Source organism: Enterobacter sp. Ap-1006 (assembly GCF_011752835.1).
GTDB lineage: Bacteria > Pseudomonadota > Gammaproteobacteria > Enterobacterales > Enterobacteriaceae > Cedecea.
Genome location: NZ_VWWU01000001.1, coordinates 805,031 through 823,841, shown reverse-complemented (window position 1 = coordinate 823,841; position 18,811 = coordinate 805,031). Strand labels below are relative to the sequence as shown.

Annotated in this window: 20 protein-coding genes and 3 tRNA genes; 6 read left to right on the top strand and 17 right to left on the bottom strand. The window is 53.7% G+C overall.

The window, feature by feature from the left end:
- Positions 1–14 precede the first annotated feature (14 nt).
- Positions 15–1,166: a methyl-accepting chemotaxis protein gene (locus F3J28_RS03850; RefSeq protein ID WP_008453853.1), complete on the bottom strand. Its 1,152-nt coding sequence runs from the start codon at positions 1,164–1,166 to the stop codon at positions 15–17.
- Positions 1,167–1,505: 339 nt separating this feature from the next.
- On the opposite strand from F3J28_RS03850, the gene yecR reads away from it, so the two are divergent.
- The 3 genes from yecR to F3J28_RS03835 all read left to right on the top strand — a co-directional run bounded on the left by yecR (position 1,506) and on the right by F3J28_RS03835 (position 3,699).
- Complete coding sequence (gene yecR, locus F3J28_RS03845) at positions 1,506–1,847, top strand: YecR family lipoprotein (protein ID WP_008453851.1); 342 nt, start codon at positions 1,506–1,508, stop codon at positions 1,845–1,847.
- Between the two features lie 140 nt (positions 1,848–1,987).
- The gene (locus tag F3J28_RS03840) at positions 1,988–3,262 is read left to right on the top strand and encodes an MFS transporter (protein ID WP_166872941.1); all 1,275 of its coding nucleotides are present in this window, start codon (positions 1,988–1,990) and stop codon (positions 3,260–3,262) included.
- Positions 3,262–3,699, top strand: a complete 438-nt coding sequence (locus F3J28_RS03835; RefSeq protein WP_166872939.1) for a DUF3574 domain-containing protein — start codon at positions 3,262–3,264, stop codon at positions 3,697–3,699. The genes F3J28_RS03840 and F3J28_RS03835 overlap by 1 nt, the downstream gene beginning before the upstream one ends.
- Before the next feature lie 48 nt (positions 3,700–3,747).
- On the opposite strand, the gene F3J28_RS03830 is transcribed toward F3J28_RS03835, so the two are convergent.
- Positions 3,748–4,929 (bottom strand): NupC/NupG family nucleoside CNT transporter, encoded by a 1,182-nt coding sequence (locus F3J28_RS03830; protein ID WP_008453845.1) that lies wholly within the window; start codon positions 4,927–4,929, stop codon positions 3,748–3,750.
- 350 nt (positions 4,930–5,279) lie between these two features.
- Here F3J28_RS03830 and ftnA point away from each other — a divergent pair, with 350 nt between their 5' ends.
- A complete protein-coding gene (ftnA, locus tag F3J28_RS03825) occupies positions 5,280–5,777 on the top strand; it encodes a non-heme ferritin (protein WP_166872936.1) in 498 nt (165 codons plus the stop codon).
- A gap of 42 nt (positions 5,778–5,819) precedes the next feature.
- Here ftnA and F3J28_RS03820 read toward each other — a convergent pair whose 3' ends face one another.
- The 8 genes from F3J28_RS03820 to uvrY all read right to left on the bottom strand — a co-directional run bounded on the left by F3J28_RS03820 (position 5,820) and on the right by uvrY (position 10,887).
- Positions 5,820–6,395 carry a UPF0149 family protein gene (locus F3J28_RS03820; RefSeq protein WP_008453841.1) on the bottom strand — a complete coding sequence of 192 codons (576 nt, stop codon included), beginning with the start codon at positions 6,393–6,395 and terminating at the stop codon, positions 5,820–5,822.
- Positions 6,396–6,468: 73 nt separating this feature from the next.
- On the bottom strand, positions 6,469–7,212 hold the full coding sequence (locus F3J28_RS03815; protein WP_166872933.1) for an alpha/beta hydrolase: 744 nt from the start codon (positions 7,210–7,212) through the stop codon (positions 6,469–6,471).
- A 122-nt stretch (positions 7,213–7,334) separates the two neighbouring features.
- Positions 7,335–7,420: transfer RNA gene (locus tag F3J28_RS03810), tRNA-Leu, on the bottom strand.
- A gap of 12 nt (positions 7,421–7,432) precedes the next feature.
- Positions 7,433–7,506, bottom strand: a tRNA-Cys gene (locus F3J28_RS03805).
- Positions 7,507–7,556: 50 nt separating this feature from the next.
- Positions 7,557–7,632 (bottom strand) — tRNA-Gly (locus tag F3J28_RS03800).
- A gap of 167 nt (positions 7,633–7,799) precedes the next feature.
- On the bottom strand, positions 7,800–8,348 hold the full coding sequence (gene pgsA / locus F3J28_RS03795) for a CDP-diacylglycerol--glycerol-3-phosphate 3-phosphatidyltransferase (protein WP_008453839.1): 549 nt from the start codon (positions 8,346–8,348) through the stop codon (positions 7,800–7,802).
- A gap of 57 nt (positions 8,349–8,405) precedes the next feature.
- Positions 8,406–10,238: an excinuclease ABC subunit UvrC gene (gene uvrC / locus F3J28_RS03790; RefSeq protein WP_008453838.1), complete on the bottom strand. Its 1,833-nt coding sequence runs from the start codon at positions 10,236–10,238 to the stop codon at positions 8,406–8,408.
- Positions 10,231–10,887 carry a UvrY/SirA/GacA family response regulator transcription factor gene (uvrY, locus tag F3J28_RS03785; RefSeq protein WP_008453836.1) on the bottom strand — a complete coding sequence of 219 codons (657 nt, stop codon included), beginning with the start codon at positions 10,885–10,887 and terminating at the stop codon, positions 10,231–10,233. Before uvrY ends, uvrC begins: the two co-directional genes overlap by 8 nt.
- Before the next feature lie 482 nt (positions 10,888–11,369).
- Between uvrY and F3J28_RS03780 the strand changes: the two genes are divergently transcribed.
- Entirely contained in the window at positions 11,370–11,594 is a 225-nt protein-coding gene (locus tag F3J28_RS03780; protein WP_008453834.1) for a DUF2594 family protein, read from the top strand.
- A gap of 68 nt (positions 11,595–11,662) precedes the next feature.
- Here the strand turns inward: F3J28_RS03780 and sdiA are convergent, their stop codons facing one another.
- Positions 11,663–12,385, bottom strand: coding sequence for a quorum-sensing transcriptional regulator SdiA (sdiA, locus tag F3J28_RS03775; RefSeq protein ID WP_166872930.1), 723 nt, complete (start codon positions 12,383–12,385; stop codon positions 11,663–11,665).
- A 153-nt stretch (positions 12,386–12,538) separates the two neighbouring features.
- Between sdiA and F3J28_RS03770 the strand changes: the two genes are divergently transcribed.
- Positions 12,539–13,900 carry a CoA transferase gene (locus F3J28_RS03770; RefSeq protein WP_166872927.1) on the top strand — a complete coding sequence of 454 codons (1,362 nt, stop codon included), beginning with the start codon at positions 12,539–12,541 and terminating at the stop codon, positions 13,898–13,900.
- Positions 13,901–13,919: 19 nt separating this feature from the next.
- Here F3J28_RS03770 and tcyN read toward each other — a convergent pair whose 3' ends face one another.
- From tcyN to fliA, 6 genes are all read right to left on the bottom strand, one after another.
- Positions 13,920–14,672 carry an L-cystine ABC transporter ATP-binding protein TcyN gene (tcyN, locus tag F3J28_RS03765; protein WP_166872924.1) on the bottom strand — a complete coding sequence of 251 codons (753 nt, stop codon included), beginning with the start codon at positions 14,670–14,672 and terminating at the stop codon, positions 13,920–13,922.
- Positions 14,669–15,337 (bottom strand): cystine ABC transporter permease, encoded by a 669-nt coding sequence (gene tcyL / locus F3J28_RS03760; RefSeq protein ID WP_008453825.1) that lies wholly within the window; start codon positions 15,335–15,337, stop codon positions 14,669–14,671. Before tcyL ends, tcyN begins: the two co-directional genes overlap by 4 nt.
- Before the next feature lie 34 nt (positions 15,338–15,371).
- Positions 15,372–16,358 (bottom strand): D-cysteine desulfhydrase, encoded by a 987-nt coding sequence (gene dcyD / locus F3J28_RS03755; protein ID WP_008453823.1) that lies wholly within the window; start codon positions 16,356–16,358, stop codon positions 15,372–15,374.
- Between the two features lie 118 nt (positions 16,359–16,476).
- Positions 16,477–17,277 (bottom strand): cystine ABC transporter substrate-binding protein, encoded by an 801-nt coding sequence (tcyJ, locus tag F3J28_RS03750; RefSeq protein WP_008453821.1) that lies wholly within the window; start codon positions 17,275–17,277, stop codon positions 16,477–16,479.
- 86 nt (positions 17,278–17,363) lie between these two features.
- On the bottom strand, positions 17,364–17,909 hold the full coding sequence (gene fliZ, locus F3J28_RS03745) for a flagella biosynthesis regulatory protein FliZ (RefSeq protein WP_008453818.1): 546 nt from the start codon (positions 17,907–17,909) through the stop codon (positions 17,364–17,366).
- Positions 17,910–17,947: 38 nt separating this feature from the next.
- Positions 17,948–18,667 carry an RNA polymerase sigma factor FliA gene (fliA, locus tag F3J28_RS03740; protein WP_008453816.1) on the bottom strand — a complete coding sequence of 240 codons (720 nt, stop codon included), beginning with the start codon at positions 18,665–18,667 and terminating at the stop codon, positions 17,948–17,950.
- Between the last annotated feature and the right edge of the window lie 144 nt (positions 18,668–18,811).

Genomic DNA, 18,811 nt, shown 5'->3' with positions numbered 1-18,811 from the left:
CACATGCGTGGTTTTCAGACTGCGTTAAGCCGGAACATTGCCACCGCGTCATGCAGGTGGTGCGCCTGTTTCTCCAGTTCAACGGAAGAGAGCACCGACTTCTGGACCAGATTCACGTTCTGCTGCGTCACGCTGTCCATTTCCCGAACGGCGATCCCGACCTGCCCGATGCCCTGACTTTGCTCGAGGGACGCGCTGGCAATCTCCCCCATGATGTCATTCACCTGTTTCACGGCGCGGAGGATCTCATCCATTGCCTCCCCCGCTTTACGCACCTGCTGCGAGCCGGTGTGAATATTACTGACCGAATCGTTGAGCAGGGTTTCAATCTCTTTTGCGGCCCCGGCGCTTCTGCTGGCCAGATTACGTACCTCGCTGGCGACGACCGCAAAACCTTTGCCCTGCTCTCCCGCCCTTGCCGCCTCCACCGCGGCATTTAGCGCCAGAATGTTGGTCTGGAACGCAATGCTGTTAATCACCGTGGTGATATCGACAATTTTGTTCGCGCTGCTGGCAATCACGTCCATGGTCTTCACTACCTGCTTCACCGAATCCCCGCCGTTTACCGCGGTGTTGGTGGCATTCTGTGCGAGGTGGCTGGCGTGATTTGCATTGTCGGCGTTCAGCTTCACCGTGCTGTTCAGCTGCGCCATGCTGGCGCTGGTCTGCTCCAGCGCGGCGGCCTGTTGCTCCGAGCGGGATGACAGGTCGGTGTTAACCCCGGACACTTCGGTGGCGTTGGTGCGAATAGCCTCGGCGCTGTCCCGGATGCGGCTCACCGCCCTTTGCCAGTTTTCCTGCATTTTTTGAATCGGCGGCACCATCAGGCCAATACAGTTGCGCCCCAAATCCGGCAGCGTGGCAGCCAGTTCGCCCTGCGCCAGAACATGCATGTGGTGGCGGATCGTATTAACCGGCTTTACCAGGCAAAACCACAGGTAGCGTTCTGTAAAAATGACGATCGCAATGCTGATAGCAATGGAGATAATCAGCATCCGTTGGGCCGTGTTAATCCACGTGAGCTGATCCGGGCTCAGCGCAAGCTGTTGCTTGAGGTTATGTAATAGCCATAGCGTCGCGCCCGCCACGCAGATCCATGCCAGCGTGGAAAAGATTTGTATCAGCACCACCATCGCGCGAATTTTAATATTGCGAACAATGTTCATTTTTGGTTCCCCGGTAAAAAATAAAATGCACTTCCTGTGCGGCTTTAGCGACGCGCGTCCTGATTTATTCCCTCGTATACCTGCATAAGTGAAATTAAATCGCGCCGTAGCGCTATTGTCGGCACGGTTCAGCAAAACTTGACGCGTTTTTGATCAAAAAATCGCCGCGTATTTTGTGGGGAATTTACGTTAGGTAAAAAGTTTTTATTTCGTAATTTGAATTAAGGGTTATTTAAAATTCGAAATTTATGGAATTTACGGCCCGCCTAATCGAACAGGCTTTTCTGCCCGCCACGCGTGCTACCATGAAGGCGGTTAAGTATGAGGTATGAATCAAAGATGAAGCGCATTTATCTGGCCGTTACCGCCCTGTTACTGAGCGGATGCACCGTAAGCAAAACGCCTGTTCCGCTCAATGCCAATGAGCCTGCCGGTGTTGTTCGCCTCGCCTATAGCCTGCCGCCGCTGCAAACGGCCAAAGTGGATAAATTCCTGGCCCAGTCCACGGCATCGCGTCAGTGCCAGCAATGGGGCTATGCCAGCGCACTCCCTTACGGCAGCGATATCAAGACCTGTACCACCTACAGCGGCACCCTTTGCCTGAACACCCAGGTGGTGCTGGAATACCAGTGCCGCGGCGTGACCGGCCCACAGTATGCGGGCGTCACCAGCAACTGGTAATCTGTGAATACTCCTCTATTTTTAGAGACATCTGCACAAAGAGAAGCCTGACGCCAATGTAACCCGTTCCTGACGATAAATATCTCGCGCTGCCGTTTTCCCACGGCGGCTTGACTCTATTTTTTCATCAGGAACTTAACATGCTTCTTTTATTGCTACGCGCCCTGCGCCAGCACCGCTGGTTCACGCTGCTCGGACTGGCGCTGCTGTTTTCTTCCGTAGGTAACGGCCTGACTTACGTTCTGGTCTTCAGCCAGCTGTTAAACAGTCATGCTACCCCCGCCTGGCTTTCTCTTGCTTACGTCCTCGCCCTTGCGCCCGGCTTACCTGCCAGCTTTGCTGGCGTGTGGTTATTAAAGCGCTGGCCGACGTTTTCCGTCCTGCTTCTCGGCGAATTTTTCGGTCTTACAGGTCTGCTTCTGCCGTGCCTTGCGCTGTGGAATGAACACCCAGGCTTGCTGTTGTTAAGCCAGGCCGCCGCCGCTTTTAGCACCGGCCTGACGGTGCCGGCCTTAAGTCAGCTTTTCAAACAAGGTTTATCTAAAGCGCTAATGCCCGCCGCCGCAGGCGTTGAAACGCTGGTGTTTGCCGCCAACGTTATCTTCGGCGTGGGGCTTGGGACATTATTATATGGCCACGTCAGCCTCTGGCTGATGCTGCTGCTGGATGCAATCAGTTTCATCGTTGCCATAGGGCTGCTCTGGTACGCCTCGGCGGCCTTTGTTATGAAGGGAGAAGAAGACAGCGCCCCAGACGAAAGCGAGGAGTTTAGCTGGCAGAACGTTACCCCGGTGCAAAAGCGCAGCCTGTTGCTGTTGCCCAGCCTTGCGCTGGTCGGCGCCCCCGTAATGGCTTTGCTCCCGGCGCTGGCTCCTGCGTTGCCGGGTGATAACGCGGCCAATGGCCTGGCGCTACTGTTTGCCCGTAGCGCTGGGCAACTGCTCGCCCCGCTCCTGCTCAGCGAAAAACAGGTGCGCAACCGGGCGGGTAAAAGCTTCCCGCTAATGCTGGCGCTGCTGCTTTTTACTTTGTGTTATTTCGCCGTGGGTTACTCGGGCACTTTGTGGCTGGCGGTGCCGCTGATCGTTATCGCTCATTTGTTCAGTAACTGGTTCTATCTGGTCGCCACGCTCAACGTGATGGACAGTTTCCCTGGCCCACAGGTTGGCGCCGCTATGGCGGCAACCTGGCGACTGCAGCTCGGTATTACGTTAGTCGTCCCGCTGGTCACGGGAACGATTGCCGGATACTTCCCGGCGCAGTGGGTGCTGCCCGGCAGCGGCATCTGCGGGATTATTATTGCCCTATTGATGCTCGGCGACTTGCGAAAAGTGCGGAATTGTAATTTTATATCGCGGCGGAATCATTCCGCATTTAATTTTAATAATGATGATGACAGCAAGACAGGTGGATAATGGTATTTTATAAAGCAACACTGGCCGGGGCATTAGCTCTGGCTCTGACGGGCTGCGTCACGCCAGCGAAAACCACATCGGCGGTTACCGCCCCGGCTAAACAGTGCCAGGCTGGCGATACAATGACGCAAACCACGCTCTATTTCGGTATCAGCCGCCCATCCGGCGCGGAAATTACCGCCAATGAATGGCGTAGCTTCGTGGATAAAGACGTGACCCCGCGCTTCCGCGAAGGGCTGACCGAATATGACGCCAAAGGCCAGTGGCTGAATGCTAAAGGTGAAGTGACCCACGAACCGAGCAAAGCGATTATGCTGATTCGCGGCAGCGATGCGGAGAGCAGCAAAAAGGTAGACGAACTGCGCTCTATCTATAAAACTCGCTTTGCGCAGGAATCCGTCATGCGCATTGACCAGCCGGTCTGCGCCGCGTTCTGATGATTTTGCGTTAAAGAAACGGCGGGGAAACCCGCCGTTTTTTTGTTTTTACAGAACCAGCCCGGCAAACGCCGCGGACAGCAGGCTGACCAGCGTCGCGCCGTATACCAGGCGCAGGCCAAAGCGAGACACCACGTTCCCCTGCTTTTCGTTCAGCCCTTTGATGGCGCCTGCCACAATCCCGATGGAAGCAAAGTTAGCGAACGACACCAGGAAGACCGACAGGATCCCCAGCCCGCGCGGTGACAGGGTCGCCATGATCTTCTGCAGCTCAATCATCGCCACAAATTCATTCGCCACCAGCTTGGTCGCCATAATGCCGGCCGCTTTCAGCGCATCCGCCTGAGGAATACCCACCAGCCAGGCAAACGGATAGAAAACGTAGCCCAGAATTTGCTGGAAGCTCAGACCGAAGACGGTCGCGAACAGCGCATTAATGGCGCTGATAAGCGCGATAAAACCAATCAGCATCGCCAGAATAATCATCGCCACTTTGAAACCTGCGAGGATGTATTCCCCCAGCATTTCAAAGAAGCTTTGGGATTCGTGCAGCTTCTCAAGCTTGATTTCTGGCTCAGCGCCCGGGCGGGTCGGGTTAATGATCGACAGGATAATGAACGTGCTGAACATATTCAGGATCAGCGCCGCCACCACATACTTCGGCTCCAGCATCGTCATGTAAGCCCCGACGATGGACAGCGAAACCGTGGACATTGCCGTCGCGGCCATGGTGAACAGACGGCGAGAGCTAAGGTCGCCCAGCACGCCTTTGTAAGCGATAAAGTTTTCGGACTGACCCAGAATCAGCGAGCTTACGGCGTTGAATGATTCCAGCTTGCCCATGCCGTTCACTTTAGAAAGCAGCGTACCGACAATGCGAATAATAATAGGCAGAATGCGGAAGTGCTGCAGGATCCCGATCAGCGCCGAGATAAAGATAATCGGGCACAGCACGCCGAGGAAGATAAAGGCCAGGCCCGCTTTGCTCATGCCGCCAAAGACGAAGTCGCTGCCCTGCCCGGCGAAGGTCAGAAGGTGACCAAAGAAACCGGACACCCCATTAATCACCCACAAGCCGCTGTCGGAGTGCAGGAAGAAGAACGCCAGCAGGCCTTCAATGACGACAAGTTGTAACAAATAGCGGATGCGGATGGTTTTACGATCGAAGCTCACCAGCCACGCCAGTCCCATGATGACAAAAAGTGCGAGAAGAAAATGAAGAATATTCATGTGCAGTCTAATTTTGAAAGAAACGTATTTAGCCACAGCTCCCGCGTCAGATAAATGGCGGACATAAGAATATTTAGCCATAAGATTTTCCAATGACAACATAGTCTTACTCTTAGCATGGTTACCATTTTGCGCGGCTAAATATGACTAATTCATGACACGTTATTTGGCAATAAAATAGCGAAGCAGAACAAGATTAATTCTCATTATTAATTCATTTTGTCACAAATAAAATAATAGTAACAACCATTCTCATTACACTAATATAATTAACAATTTCTTTGCATTATGGAAAATTAATAATTAAAGTAGCGCCATATTAACGTCCCTCAAAAAATATGGAGCCTGTGATGCTGAAGACGGAAATGATTGAAAAACTGAACGAGCAGATGAACCTTGAACTCTACTCCTCCCTGCTTTACCAGCAGATGAGCGCCTGGTGCAGCTATCACAGCTTTGAAGGGGCTGCCGCGTTCCTGCGCCGCCACGCTCAGGAAGAGATGGAGCACATGCAGCGTCTGTTTGCATATTTAAGTGATACCGGGAGCATGCCGCGTATTAACGCCATTCAGTCCCCGTATTTAGAATACGCTTCACTGGACGAATTATTTAAAGCGACCTACGAGCACGAGCAGTTAATTACGCGTCAGATTAATGCTCTGGTCCATTCCGCAATGACCTCTCAGGATTATCCAACCTTTAATTTCCTGCAGTGGTATGTTGCCGAGCAGCATGAAGAAGAGAAACTGTTTAAATCCGTGCTGGATAAACTCAGCCTGGTGGGCAAAAGCGGCGAAGGTCTTTACTTTGTCGATAAAGAGCTGGCCACGCTGGACGCTCAGGCTTAATTGCCGTTAAGTAGCAGGCCATTACGGCCTGCTATTTTCATTTTAGTGCAGCGCCCCGCCGTTTCGCTGGCTGTGCCAGTACCCGTATAACGCCAGTGCCGCAGGTTTAATCGCCTCAATGCTCGCCAGAAATGCTTCCGGCGTCAGGCTTTCAAACTTCGCTTCATTCTCTTCCAGCCCATGCAGGGCAATTGCCTCCAGCTCTGGCTGAAGTTCTGCCGGCAGCGCAGGCCAGCTTTCCAGTGACACACCGCGCATGTAGCCGTAGCACCACTCTTCCACGATGGTGATTTCGCGGTTATCCACTTCGCTGGTACCAAACAGAGGCTCAAACTGCCCCGGATACTCCGCCAGGCGTTCGGCAATGTCGTTCATATGCTGGAACACCAGTACGCTAAAGCGCGTCAGCTCTTCTTTGCTTTCCCATTCAGGCTCGACATCGCCGCCCCATACCGCCCGCAGCACGGTAGCAGGTTCGGTCACAGTTGGCCCTGACAGCAGCGCCGTGAGCAGCCCATCCAGCTCGGCTACATCAATCACCGAATGCGCGGTGCCGTACTTCAGCAGAATGTCATCCAGCCAGATAATTTCGTCTTCGTTCAGCGGGCCCTGGGTCATTTTTGGCTTCCTCGTCTCGCGTTTTGAATAAAATTTGGCGTAGTGTACCCGTTCTACGCGCGACGAGTCATTTTCATTCCGCTTTCGTCAGGCATTCCACCAACAATTGACAGGTTTTGTCGTAGAGCGAGTGCGTGTGCTGCAGCGCCTGCCAGACGCTGTTGTGGTCGGCACCCGGCACGGTCAGCAAAGCATGTTTGCCCTGCCCCGATGCCGAATCATAAAGCCGGGGCGGGATCTCCGCCGGGATCACCCTATCTTCAGCCGCGGCAATCACCAGAATATTGCCGCTAAATTCAGCCACGGCCTGCCAGGCGTCACTGTCGGCCCAGCTTCGCGGCTGGCGGATAATGGCAGAAAATTCAGGCCCGAAGTTTACCCGGTAAGCCGAAGGGTGGTACACGCCCGGCACCATCAGGATAAGGGAACGCAGAGACACAGATTTGCTCAGTTGCAAAGCGTTGTAGGCCCCCATGCTGACGCCCATGCAGCCGGTCAGTTGGGAACCTAAATGTTCGGCAACCGCCAGGGCCTGATCGGTGCGGCAGATTAAAGAAGAGTGAGAGAGATCGCCGCCAGTTTCACCATGGCCGATACAATCAAAAGCCGTACTGCCAAAACCCAGCTCAGCCATTAAGTACCGGTAGCGAAGGCTCGCCTCGCGGTCTTTTGAACCTCCGTGGATCATCAGGACGTGGCCTTTACTGGCGAAAATACTGTCAGCCTTGAGAGCACGGCCCTGAAAAGCGATATCAAATGGGTGTCGGGAGAAAATGTTCATAGTTGCCAGATGGAATGCCAGGGAAGGGTTTAGCATGGCATTCTTTTAGCAGAACAGGCAGGATAATTTTCAGAAAGGCAAATCGCAGGCAATAAAAAACCACCCGAAGGTGGTTTACACGACACTGCTTATCATTGATTTTATTCTTTTTATTCCCATGGTACCCGGAGCGGGACTTGAACCCGCACAGCCATAAGCCGAGGGATTTTAAATCCCTTGTGTCTACCGATTTCACCATCCGGGCTCGGGAAGAAATTGGAGGCGCGTTCCGGAGTCGAACCGGACTAGACGGATTTGCAATCCGCTACATAACCGCTTTGCTAACGCGCCAAAATCTTTTGCCTTTTCAGGCAGGCAACAGAAAGTCTATTACCTGAATTTGGAGCGGGAAACGAGACTCGAACTCGCGACCCCGACCTTGGCAAGGTCGTGCTCTACCAACTGAGCTATTCCCGCTTTTTGTACAAGTGACTGTTGGTGGCTATTAAGCTAATCACTTGATTTTATTATCTTCCGGCAAACCTTGCTGCCTTTCGATGCGTTGCATTCTACTTACCTGACGCAATGAGTCAATGAAATTTTCTAACACCACGAATCGTTTGCTGAATTTTGCGCCGGATAGATCACGGTTCGAGCAAATCACCGCGTGCCGCGGCCAAATATTGGAACATTGACCAGAACGTTAGCACCGCCGCAACGAAGAAAAGCGCGATACCAGTGTACTCAATCCACATGTTTGGCCGCCAAAGCATGCCAATCAGCGCCAACATTTGCGCCATTGTTTTGGTTTTACCGATCCAGGAAACCGCCACACGGCTGCGCTTACCAATTTCCGCCATCCATTCACGCAGCGCGGAAATAATAATCTCACGGGCGATCATCGTGGCCGCAGGCAAGGTCACCCACCAGGCGTGATAATGCTCTACCACCAGCACCAGCGCCACCACCACCATCACCTTATCGGCAACGGGATCGAGGAACGCGCCGAAGCGGGTACTCTGGTTCCAGCGACGCGCGAGAAAACCGTCAAACCAATCGGTTATGGCCGCCAGCCAAAAAATGAAAGCGCAAAGGAAAGGTGCCCAGTTGAACGGCAGATAAAACGCCAGCACAAAGAACGGGATAAGGATGACACGAAACAGCGTGAGCAGTGTTGGGATATTGAATCGCATAGTGCCAGTTAACTATCTGTCATAAGTGGAAATTGTCTCTATGTTGCTACAGAGCCCTTAATGTTTCAACGAGTAGTAGATCTTTTCTGCCAATGCCTGCGAGATGCCCGGCACTTTTGCGATCTCCTCAATGGAGGCGTTGATTAACGGTTGCAATCCGCCCATATACTTCAGCAGCATCTGACGGCGCTTTGGCCCGATGCCTTCAATCGTCTCCAGCGAACTGGTGCTTTTCACCTTCGCTCGTTTTTTACGGTGGCCGGAGATCGCATGATCGTGTGAATCATCGCGAATGTGTTGGATCACATGCAGCGCCGGAGAATCCGGCGGTAAAGAGAACCCCTCACCTTCTGGCTCAAAGAATAATGTTTCCAGCCCGGCTTTGCGGTCGCTGCCTTTGGCCACGCCCAACAATAAAGGATGGTGTTTATCCCAGGGCACGTCCAGCTCGGCAAACACCGCCTTCGCCTGCCCCAACTGCCCCTTCCCGCCGTCGATCAGGATCACGTCCGGGATTTTGCTTTCTTCTATTGCTTTACCGTAGCGCCGGCGAAGCACCTGATTCATGGCGGCGTAGTCGTCCCCCGGCGTAATACCGGTAATATTGTAGCGGCGGTATTCCGCCCGAAGCGGGCCGTTACTGTCGAACACCACGCAGGAAGCGACGGTTTGCTCCCCCATCGTATGGCTGATATCAAAACACTCCATCCGCTTCACTTCAGGCAGTTTTAGCACTTCGGCCAGCGCTTTCAGGCGCTGCTGGATGGTGGACTGCTGAGAAAGTTTTGTCACCAGCGCCGTTGCCGCGTTGGTGCGGGCAAGCTTCAGGTAACGCGCCCGATCGCCGCGAGGTTTAGTCTGCACATTCACTTTACGCCCGGCCAGCTCGCTCAACGAATCCGCCAGCAGAGATTTGTCCGCCAGCGCGAAGTCGAGCAGGATTTCAGACGGCAGCGTGCGCATCTGGCTGCCCTGGAGATAAAACTGCCCGACAAACGTCTCCACCACTTCGCTAAGTTCGGTGCCTGCCGGGACTTTCGGGAAGTAGCTGCGGCTGCCCAATACTTTGCCCTGGCGAATGAACAAGACGTGCACGCAGGCCATGCCCGCATCAAAGGAGACACCAATCACGTCCAGATCGTCGCCGGTGTTGGAGACAAACTGTTTTTCGGTAATACGTCGGACCGCCTGAATTTGATCGCGGATCCTCGCGGCCTCTTCAAATTCAAGATTTTTGCTCGCCGCTTCCATGCGGGAAATAAGCTGCGTCAGCACCTGGTCGTCCTTCCCGGCTAAAAACAGGCGAACATAGTCCACCTGCCGGGCATAGTCTTCTTCTGTGACCAGGCCTGAAACACAGGGACCAAGACAGCGGCCGATTTGATACTGAAGGCAAGGCCGCGAACGGTTACGGTACACGCTGTTTTCACACTGGCGAACCGGAAAGACTTTTTGCAGCAGAGCCAGCGTTTCCCGCACCGCATAGCCGTTAGGAAACGGGCCAAAGTATTCTCCCTTCGCGTGCTTCGCGCCGCGGTGCATCGCCAGCCGCGGATGGCTGTCGGCACTCAGGAAGATAAAGGGATAGGATTTATCGTCTCGCAGCAGCACGTTGTAGCGCGGCTGATAAAGCTTGATGTAGTTGTGCTCCAGCAGCAGAGCCTCGGTTTCCGTGTGGGTCACCGTGACATCAATGTGCTGGATCAACGCCACCAGCGCCTCAGTTTTACGGCTGGCAAGATTCGTGCGGAAATAGCTGGAGAGGCGTTTCTTCAGGTCTTTAGCTTTGCCGACATAGATAACCGTGCCGCCGGCATCGTACATGCGGTAGACGCCGGGCTGGCTGGTTACCGTCTTGAGAAAAGCCCGGGAATCAAAAGGTTCACTCACTGCTGATTAACGTCTCCGCATTGAATAACCCGTGGCGAATCGCCAGGTGCGTTAGCTCCACATCCCCGCTGATATTCAGTTTACTAAACATGCGGTAGCGGTAACTGTTCACCGTTTTAGGGCTGAGATTAAGCTGCTCAGAGATCTCATTGACCTTCTGGCCTTTAGTGATCATCAGCATAATCTGTAATTCACGCTCAGACAAACTGGCAAAGGGGGATTCTGCCTCGGGTGCAATCTGGCTTAAGGCCATCTGTTGGGCAATGTCGGAGGCGATGTAACGCTGGCCCGCATTAACGGAACGGATGGCATTTACCACGTCCTGAGGCGCTGCGCCTTTACTTAAATACCCTGCCGCACCGGCCTGCATGACTTTGGCAGGCAGCGGATTCTCGGTATGGATAGTCAACATGATAACTTTGATATCTGAAGAGTAGCGGGCAATTTTGCGGGTGGCTTCCAGGCCACCGATCCCCGGCATATTCATATCCATTAACACGACATCGACCGGGTTACTGCGGCACCATTTGATGGCATCCTCACCGCAGTTCACTTCACCCGAGACTTTGATGCCTTTAATCTCTTCCAGAATGCGTCGTATCCCTGCGCGCACCAGTTCGTGGTCATCAACAAGAAGAACGTTGATCAAAGGGCTATTCTCCAGAAAGGGATAACGCTGCTGATAGCTAATTGGCCATATATTAACGTTTTTCCGGCAACATTAAAATCCAAATTGCGGTCAGCACATTCTGTTAACACTTAAGAAGAATATATCTTTACTTTCAGATCTGTTTCTGCGGCACATCTCAACATTCTAAGCATCGTGTTCAGGCGATTATTCTCTGATTAAAAAACAGCTAATTATCAAAATGCGACCATCATCAAGAATAAAATCCTTCTTCTCTCTCTTTATTTAACGTTAGTTAAACGAGAGCGAAACAATTTTTTTTAATTCTCATCGCTTCCTGCAGGAATAACCCTGAGCAAGGGTTGTTTATTACCATAAACATTCAGACGTATTCTCATTCGTCGAACATGAATAATTCTGATGAATGTTATGGTATACTCCGCCGCCTTATGAATATCACTGTGCATAATGGCAGCGTACAAACTAAGCATTGAGGAAAGTAAATGAGCACTCCAGATTTTTCCACCGCCGAAAACACCCGTGAACTGGCACAAGAAGTCACCTGTCTGAAGACGCTGTTAACCCTGATGCTGCAGGCTATGGGCCAGGCCGATGCGGGCCGCGTTATCCTGAAAATGGAAAAGCAGATCGCTCAACTGGAAGACCCAACTCAGGCTGAAGTATTCAGCAATACCGTTAAGCAAATTAAACAGGCTTACCGTCAATAAGCCGGGGCGGCTGGCAGAATCCTGGTTCGCCAGCCGTCAGCACCTGACGCAACACTTGCCCTCCAGGTTCAGATAATCCCCATCGCCGCCGCATAGCAGGCTATCTGCGTCTTGTTTGGCGCGTTGAATTTCTTCTGCATATTCTTCTGATGGAAGTTCACCGTGTTCTCAGAAATGGACAGGATAATCGCAATTTCCGCCGACGTTTTCCCTTCGCCGGTCCACTGAAGAATCTCTCTTTCGCGCTTGCTGAGCTTCATGTCAATCATCTCGACCGACGGATCGTCCAGCCGATTTAACGTCGCCATACTCAGCTCGGCCAGGTAACTCAGCCGCAGCCCGAGTTCATCTTCCGACACAAGTTCCTTGCGAACGCCAGAGCGTGAAACAGAGAGAAAACCCGCCGTACGATTAGGGGCCATGACGCAATGTGTGCGCCCGGTCGCCAGACCGTGATCGCGCGCGGCATCCCAAAGCTCACGAGATTCAGCAAACAGGGCATCGCTCCAGATTATTTCACCCCGCATGAAATTAGACTGTTTCAATACCGGGTCAATGGCAAAATAGTTTTCAGTGACGTACCACTCCAGCCATTTTTGCGGATAAGAACTCTGCAATGATAATTTAGGCCGCGTAAAAGGCACCGGGTGCCGAACACACAGCGAAAAATAATCAAACTCGAGGCACTGAGTTTGTTGTTGAACTAAAGTTTGTAATTCGCTGGCTTCAGTAATTGACAGGAAAAGCTCGAGCGCTTCCCGTCGCCAGCTAAAAAAGTTACGTTCCAGCATTATATCTGGCGTCTCTCCTGGCGCTAAAAAGTATTTCATTAATAGAATGTAATAAGCTAACACATTTATTAAACTAATTAATGTGATTTATGGTTTTTCCGCCACAATTCTTCGGTTTTTACATATGTCAGGAAAAATTTACTGGAGCTCTGTATGGTTAAATCTTCGTTTTCCCTCCTCTTCGGATCAATGGTCCGGGAGTTGGGACTGGAAATCGCGCAGCCGTCAGTGGCCGTGACGGGCAAAGGTGAGCTCAGTTCCCGTTTTCCTGTGACCGAATTCGCCACAGCCAGCCTGGCGACGGCGGGTTGTGCCCTGAGAGCGCTGCTTGCTCGCCCGGATGCGCCGCTTTATATAGACCAGCGGCTGGCCTCATACTGGTTTTCAAGCAGCCATTTTCCCGTGAACCGCGCTCCCGCCGCACTGTGGGATGAGTTTGCCGGGGATTATGCCACTCGGGACGGCTGGATCCGCCTGCATACCAACGCGCCGCATCACCGCCAGGCAATGGAAAGCGTCCTGGGTGTGAGCAAGGATAAGTCAGCGCTCGCCCAGCGAGTTACCGCGTGGGGAAAAACTGAGCTTGAAGCGGCGATCGTTGCCGCAGGTGGATGCGCGGCAGCGATGTTAAGCCACGACGAATGGCTGAAGCATCCTCATGGGAAAACCGTTGCGGCAGAGCCATTGTTCTGGCAGCAGCTCCACGCCGAAGCCCCTCGCCCTGCATTAGCATTGCCACCAGCCCGCCCGCTGGCAGGCCTCCGGGTGCTGGATCTCACCCGTATTATTGCTGGCCCGGTTGCCACCCGATTTTTGGCCGGGCTTGGGGCGCAGGTGCTGCGCCTTGATCCTCCTGAATGGGAAGAGCCGACGCTGGTTGAGGAAGTTACTCTCGGGAAAACATGCGCGAGGCTCAACCTCAGATCTGCCGAAGGCAGAGAGCAGTTCAAGGCCCTGCTCGCCGATGCCGATGTGCTGGTGCATGGCTACCGGGCGGATGCTCTGGAAGCCCTGGGTTTTGATGCCGAAACCCGACAGCAGCTCTCTCCCGGTCTGATAGACGTGTCGCTCAACGCCTGGGGATGGCACGGGCCGTGGCGTAACCGCCGTGGTTTCGACAGCCTGGTCCAGATGTCCAGCGGTATCGCCGACGCGGGCATGCACTGGAAAAATACCGGGCGGCCTCACCCGCTCCCCGTTCAGGCACTGGATCACGCCACGGGTTACCTGCTTGCCGCTGCAGTGCTAAAAGGTCTCCAGGTCCGGCATGAGCAGCGTCAGGGCTACAGCGCACGCCTGTCGCTCGCCCGAACGGCCGCTTTATTAATGTCTTGCCCGGCAGGAGATCAATCAGCGCTTGCCGCTATCGGCCCGCATGATTACCAGCCGATGATGGAGTGGTCCGCCTTTGGGCTGGGAAACCGGTTAAACTTCCCGCTGAGGCTGGCAGGCACGCCGGTTATCTGGGGCACACCACCGGCGGCACTCGGCTCCGCGAAAGCCGCCTGGGGGTGAAACCAGGCCTGCCTCGCGGTTACTGGGTCAAAAATTTCTCCAGAAATTGCCGCGTGCGCGGCTGCTGTGGGCTGGCGAAAAGCGCTTTTGCCGGCCCCTGCTCCACAATCTTTCCCTGATCCATGAATATTGCCCGGTCGGCCACATCGCGAGCGAAGCTCATTTCGTGGGTCACAATGACCATGGTGCGTTTCTCATTCGCCAGCTGGCGAATAGTATTCAGCACTTCTCCCACCAGCTCAGGATCCAGCGCCGAAGTCGGTTCATCGAACAAAATAACTTCTGGCCGCATGGCTAACGCACGGGCAATCGCCACCCGCTGCTGCTGCCCGCCCGACAGGCGACGCGGGTAGCTGTTCTCTTTCCCGCCTAAGCCCACCTTCTCCAGCAGCTCGCGCGCCCGGGCAATGGCTTCAGCTTTCGGCTCGCCCTTAACGATGACCGGGCCTTCAATAATATTTTCCAGCACCGTGCGGTGTGGAAAAAGATTGAAGCTCTGGAACACAAACCCCACCTGCTGGCGCAGCGCACGAATTTTCTCTTTCTGCTTTGCCAGAGACTGTCCGGCATCAATCGAGATATTCCCCACCTGAATCGTGCCGCTGTCCGGCTCTTCCAGCAGGTTAATACTGCGCAATAGCGTGGTTTTTCCTGAGCCGCTTGGGCCGATGATCGCCACCACTTCGCCGGGTTTAACATCCAGATCTATGCCATGCAGCACCGTCTGCCCGTGGAATTTTTTCACCAGTTTTTTAACGTCAATGGCGCTCATTTCGGCTCCCTGTCCTGGCGATTAAGCTGGTTTTCAAAATAGTTCTGCAGCGTGGAGAGCACCGTCGCCATCACCCAGTAGACCAGGGATGCGGCGAGATACATGGTGAACACTTCCAGCGTGCGGGAGGTGATCAGCTGCGCCTGGCGGAACAGCTCCGGCACCTGAATGGTGGCCGCCAGCGAGGTGTCCTTCACCAGGCTGATAAAGCTGTTCCCCAGCGGCGGCAGCGCCACGCGGGCCGACTGCGGCAGAATCGCGCGGCGCAGCGTTTGCCAGCGAGTCATCCCGATACTGGCCGCCGCTTCCCACTGGCCTTTATCAATAGAGGCAATGGCCGCCCGAAGGGTTTCAGAGGCGTAAGCGGCCGTGTTTAACGACAGGCCAATCATCGCCGATGGGATAGGATCCAGCTCAATGCCAAACTGCGGCAGCCCGTAATAAATCATAAACAGCTGGGCGATAAGCGGCGTCCCGCGAAAAATGGAAACATAAAAACGCGACAGCAGCGAAAAAGGCCAAAAGGCCGACAGGCGCATCAGCGCCAGCATAAACCCGAGGATCAGGCCAAAAAACATCCCGCCAATACTCAGCTGGAGCGTGAAAACCGCCCCTTTAAGCAGATATGGTGCTGAATCCAGCACCAGTTGCAAACTTTCTTGCATGGTGATTCCTGATGATTAAGACCAGACCCGCGTCTTACAGATGCGGATGGTAGGCAAACAGCGCCGGCGCTCCGCCGGTATGAATAAAGGCAATGGGCCCCTGATCCTTAAATCTTTTTTGCGCCACGCCGTCAATAAGCCCGGCCATCGCTTTGCCGGTGTAGACCGGGTCAAGCAGGATGCCTTCAAGTCTGGCCAGCAGCTTCACCGCTTCCATTCCCTCTTCATTCGGCGTGCCGTAGCCTGGCGCGAAATAGTCATCCCACAGAATAATTTCGCTGGTCGCGCTAACCTCAAGCGACTTCGCCACGGCCTGCTGCAGGGCGACAACTTTTGGTTTTTGCTGCGCCACAGTTCTGGACACCGTGACGCCAATCAGCTCCACGTCCGGCATCAACTGCTCAAGGCCGACCGCCAGACCAGCATGCGTCCCCGCGCTGCCCGAGGCAACCACCACGGATGACAGGTTCACGGCGTTCTCACACTGCTGGGCAATTTCCAGCGCGCTTTCAACATACCCCAGCGCACCTAACGCATTAGAGCCGCCGACCGGAATAACATAAGGCCGGAATCCCTGCGCTTCCAGACGCGTAGCCACCGCTTCCAGCTGCTTATCCGGAGCGTTCAGCGCCTCGCACATTTCGACTTCGACATTGAAAAGATCGACCAGCAGACGGTTGCCGTTGGTCAGGTAGTTTTCGGCTTTTGTCCCGATAGGATTTTCAAGCAGCGCCACGCAATGTAGCCCAAGCTTTGCCGCCACCGCCGCCGTCTGGCGAACGTGGTTAGACTGGATAGCGCCTGCAGTGACCAGCGTATCGGCCCCTTCCCGCAGCGCATCCGCCGCCAAAAACTCAAGCTTGCGCAGCTTGTTGCCGCCCATCGCCATCGGCGTCACATCATCACGTTTAATATAAATTTCACGGCCAAGATAGTCCGAAAAGCGCGGCAAATATTCCAGCGGCGTCGGTGCGCCAATAAATTCCAGACGAGGAAAACGCGTTAGGTGATGCAGTGACATAGGGCCTCCTGAGCCGATATCAATATCCAGTTTTATTATGCACCAGAGAGACGACTTCATTCTCTGGTGTCAATAAAAAAAGGTGCTGAAATCAGCACCTTTTCACTGTGATACCGCGCTACTTAGTGACGTCCGCCCCGAACCATTTATCGGACAGCTTAGCCAGAGATCCGTCTTTCTGCATCTCAGCGATAGCCGCATCGATGGCTTTCAGCAGATCTTCATTGCCTTTACGCACGGCAACGCCCGCTTCCTGACGGGAGAACGCATCGCCCGCTACCGCCAGCGTATTATTGGTTTTCTTAACCAGATCCAGCGCGGCGAGGCGGTCGACCAGAATCGCGTCAATACGGCCCACGCGCAGATCCTGATATTTGGTCGGGTCATCATCATAGGTACGGATATCTACGCCCGGTACGTTTTCACGCAGCCACTGCTCATAGTTAGTCCCAAGGCCAACGCCAACTTTTTTGCCCTTCAGGTCGGCGGCGGTTTTAATCCCACCTTCGTTGCCTTTTTTCACCAGTGCCTGAATACCGGAGATGGTGTAAGGGGTGGAGAAGTCGTATTTTTTCTTACGTTCGTCGGAAATGGTGACCTGATTAATCACCACGTCAATGCGTTTAGAATCTAAAGACGCCAGCATCCCATCCCATTTGGTCGGCTTCAGCGCCGCTTTAACGCCAAGATGCTGAGCCAGCTGCTCGGCAAATTCGACCTCAAAGCCGGTCAGCTTGCCGTCATCGCCCTGGAAGCTAAACGGTGGATAGGTGCCTTCCAGCCCTACCAGCAAAGTGCCGCGCTCTTTGACTTTATTCAGAAGATTTTCTGCCGCGAAGGTTTTCACGCTTGCGCCGGCCACCAGAGCAACGGCCAGCACGCCCATCAGCGCCTGACGCCCGATCATTTTTAATTTCATGTTTACCCCGATTATTTACGTTTTTTTGTAGTGTAGCGGGCGGCTTCGGGATATATCAAAACCAGTCCGCTACAACTTATGCAAATTTAGTATATATCGGAGGTTGCGCTAATTTCCTGGCTCGGGATCGCATGTCCCTGCACCTGGAATTGCCAATATTTGCGTAACGCAATGCGGTAATTATTGGTGCTGGTGCGGGGCAGCCAGGCGTCCAGCGTCTCGTCCAGCAGGCCTTGCAGCGAGCCGGGAAGCGGGACTTTATGCTCACTCAGATGGTTACCCAGGCGGCGCAGACGAACCACGTACTCACGGATCGTGCCGTGGCTCATTTCGGTTTGCTCAAACAGATACTGTTTGAAGCCAATAATATCGAAGTAGTTGTTTTGTTCTTTGCAGTGTAAATCACCGCAAAAACGACACAGCGCCATCCACTCTTTCTGCTCGATAAGCCAGGTGGCTTCATCAATAAGCGTATCAAGTTGAGCAATGGTGGCTTTATTGATAATCACCCCGCTGCGCGTGAGCGTGATGCGGTCGAGCAGCTTACTGCAATGTGCACAATGTGTCTGGGTGTGTTTGAAATCTTTGAGATAGCGGCTTAATGGCCGTCTTTTTGACTGCTGCACCGTCATGATAATTCCCAGGTCGTCAGATAATTGTGCGGCACTCCCTACAACTTACCCAGTTTGGTGCGCAAACGCTTGATCGCCTGGCTATGCAACTGGCTAACCCGTGACTCACCCACATCAAGCACCGCGCCAATCTCTTTCAGATTCAGCTCTTCCTGGTAATAAAGCGTCAGCACCAGTTGTTCGCGTTCCGGTAAAGCCTCAATGGCTTCCATTACGCGCTGGCGAAGATTGCTGTCCAGTAATTGCTGTAGCGGGTTTGCCTGCTGGTGTTCCTCGGTGACCAGTTCAATGCTATCGCCATGCTCTTCCCGCCACTCGTCATAAGAGAAGAGCTGGCTGTTATTGGTGTCGAGCAACATCTGGCGATACTCTTCGAGCGGGATGTCCAGCCGCTCCGCGACTTCCGTCTCGGTAGCGTTACGCCCCAGCTCTTGCTCCAGTTGACCAATCGCCTGTGCCACACCGCGAGCGTTACGCCTGACGCTTCGCGGCACCCAATCACGGCTGCGCAACTCATCAAGCATCGCCCCACGGATGCGCTGCACCGCGTAGGTAGTAAATGCCGTTCCCTGCAGGGCATCGTAACGTTCGACTGCATTCAACAACCCGATGCCGCCTGCCTGTAGCAGATCGTCGAGCTCCACACTCGCCGGCAGACGTACCTGCAGGCGCAATGCTTCGTGACGCACAAGCGGTACATAACGCTGCCACAGCGAGTGTTTATCCATTACACCTTCAGCGGTATACAGTGAATTCACGATAAACAGCCCTGCGTTAGTTGAGTTATCGGCATGATTATCCGTTTCTGCAGGGGTTTTAATCGGATGAATAGTGGGTGAAATGGGGGGTTATTTGGAGGTTATGAAGAAATAAACCCCTGGAATTTTAACCATAATGTATGG

Coding starts and splice junctions, on each gene's coding strand:
- F3J28_RS03850 (WP_008453853.1), bottom strand. CDS start 1,166: ATGAACATTGTTCGCAATATTAAAATTCGCGCGATGGTGGTGCTGATA.
- yecR (WP_008453851.1), top strand. CDS start 1,506: ATGAAGCGCATTTATCTGGCCGTTACCGCCCTGTTACTGAGCGGATGC.
- F3J28_RS03840 (WP_166872941.1), top strand. CDS start 1,988: ATGCTTCTTTTATTGCTACGCGCCCTGCGCCAGCACCGCTGGTTCACG.
- F3J28_RS03835 (WP_166872939.1), top strand. CDS start 3,262: ATGGTATTTTATAAAGCAACACTGGCCGGGGCATTAGCTCTGGCTCTG.
- F3J28_RS03830 (WP_008453845.1), bottom strand. CDS start 4,929: ATGAATATTCTTCATTTTCTTCTCGCACTTTTTGTCATCATGGGACTG.
- ftnA (WP_166872936.1), top strand. CDS start 5,280: ATGCTGAAGACGGAAATGATTGAAAAACTGAACGAGCAGATGAACCTT.
- F3J28_RS03820 (WP_008453841.1), bottom strand. CDS start 6,395: ATGACCCAGGGCCCGCTGAACGAAGACGAAATTATCTGGCTGGATGAC.
- F3J28_RS03815 (WP_166872933.1), bottom strand. CDS start 7,212: ATGCTAAACCCTTCCCTGGCATTCCATCTGGCAACTATGAACATTTTC.
- pgsA (WP_008453839.1), bottom strand. CDS start 8,348: ATGCGATTCAATATCCCAACACTGCTCACGCTGTTTCGTGTCATCCTT.
- F3J28_RS03780 (WP_008453834.1), top strand. CDS start 11,370: ATGAGCACTCCAGATTTTTCCACCGCCGAAAACACCCGTGAACTGGCA.
- sdiA (WP_166872930.1), bottom strand. CDS start 12,385: ATGCTGGAACGTAACTTTTTTAGCTGGCGACGGGAAGCGCTCGAGCTT.
- F3J28_RS03770 (WP_166872927.1), top strand. CDS start 12,539: ATGGTTAAATCTTCGTTTTCCCTCCTCTTCGGATCAATGGTCCGGGAG.
- tcyN (WP_166872924.1), bottom strand. CDS start 14,672: ATGAGCGCCATTGACGTTAAAAAACTGGTGAAAAAATTCCACGGGCAG.
- tcyL (WP_008453825.1), bottom strand. CDS start 15,337: ATGCAAGAAAGTTTGCAACTGGTGCTGGATTCAGCACCATATCTGCTT.
- dcyD (WP_008453823.1), bottom strand. CDS start 16,358: ATGTCACTGCATCACCTAACGCGTTTTCCTCGTCTGGAATTTATTGGC.
- tcyJ (WP_008453821.1), bottom strand. CDS start 17,277: ATGAAATTAAAAATGATCGGGCGTCAGGCGCTGATGGGCGTGCTGGCC.
- fliZ (WP_008453818.1), bottom strand. CDS start 17,909: ATGACGGTGCAGCAGTCAAAAAGACGGCCATTAAGCCGCTATCTCAAA.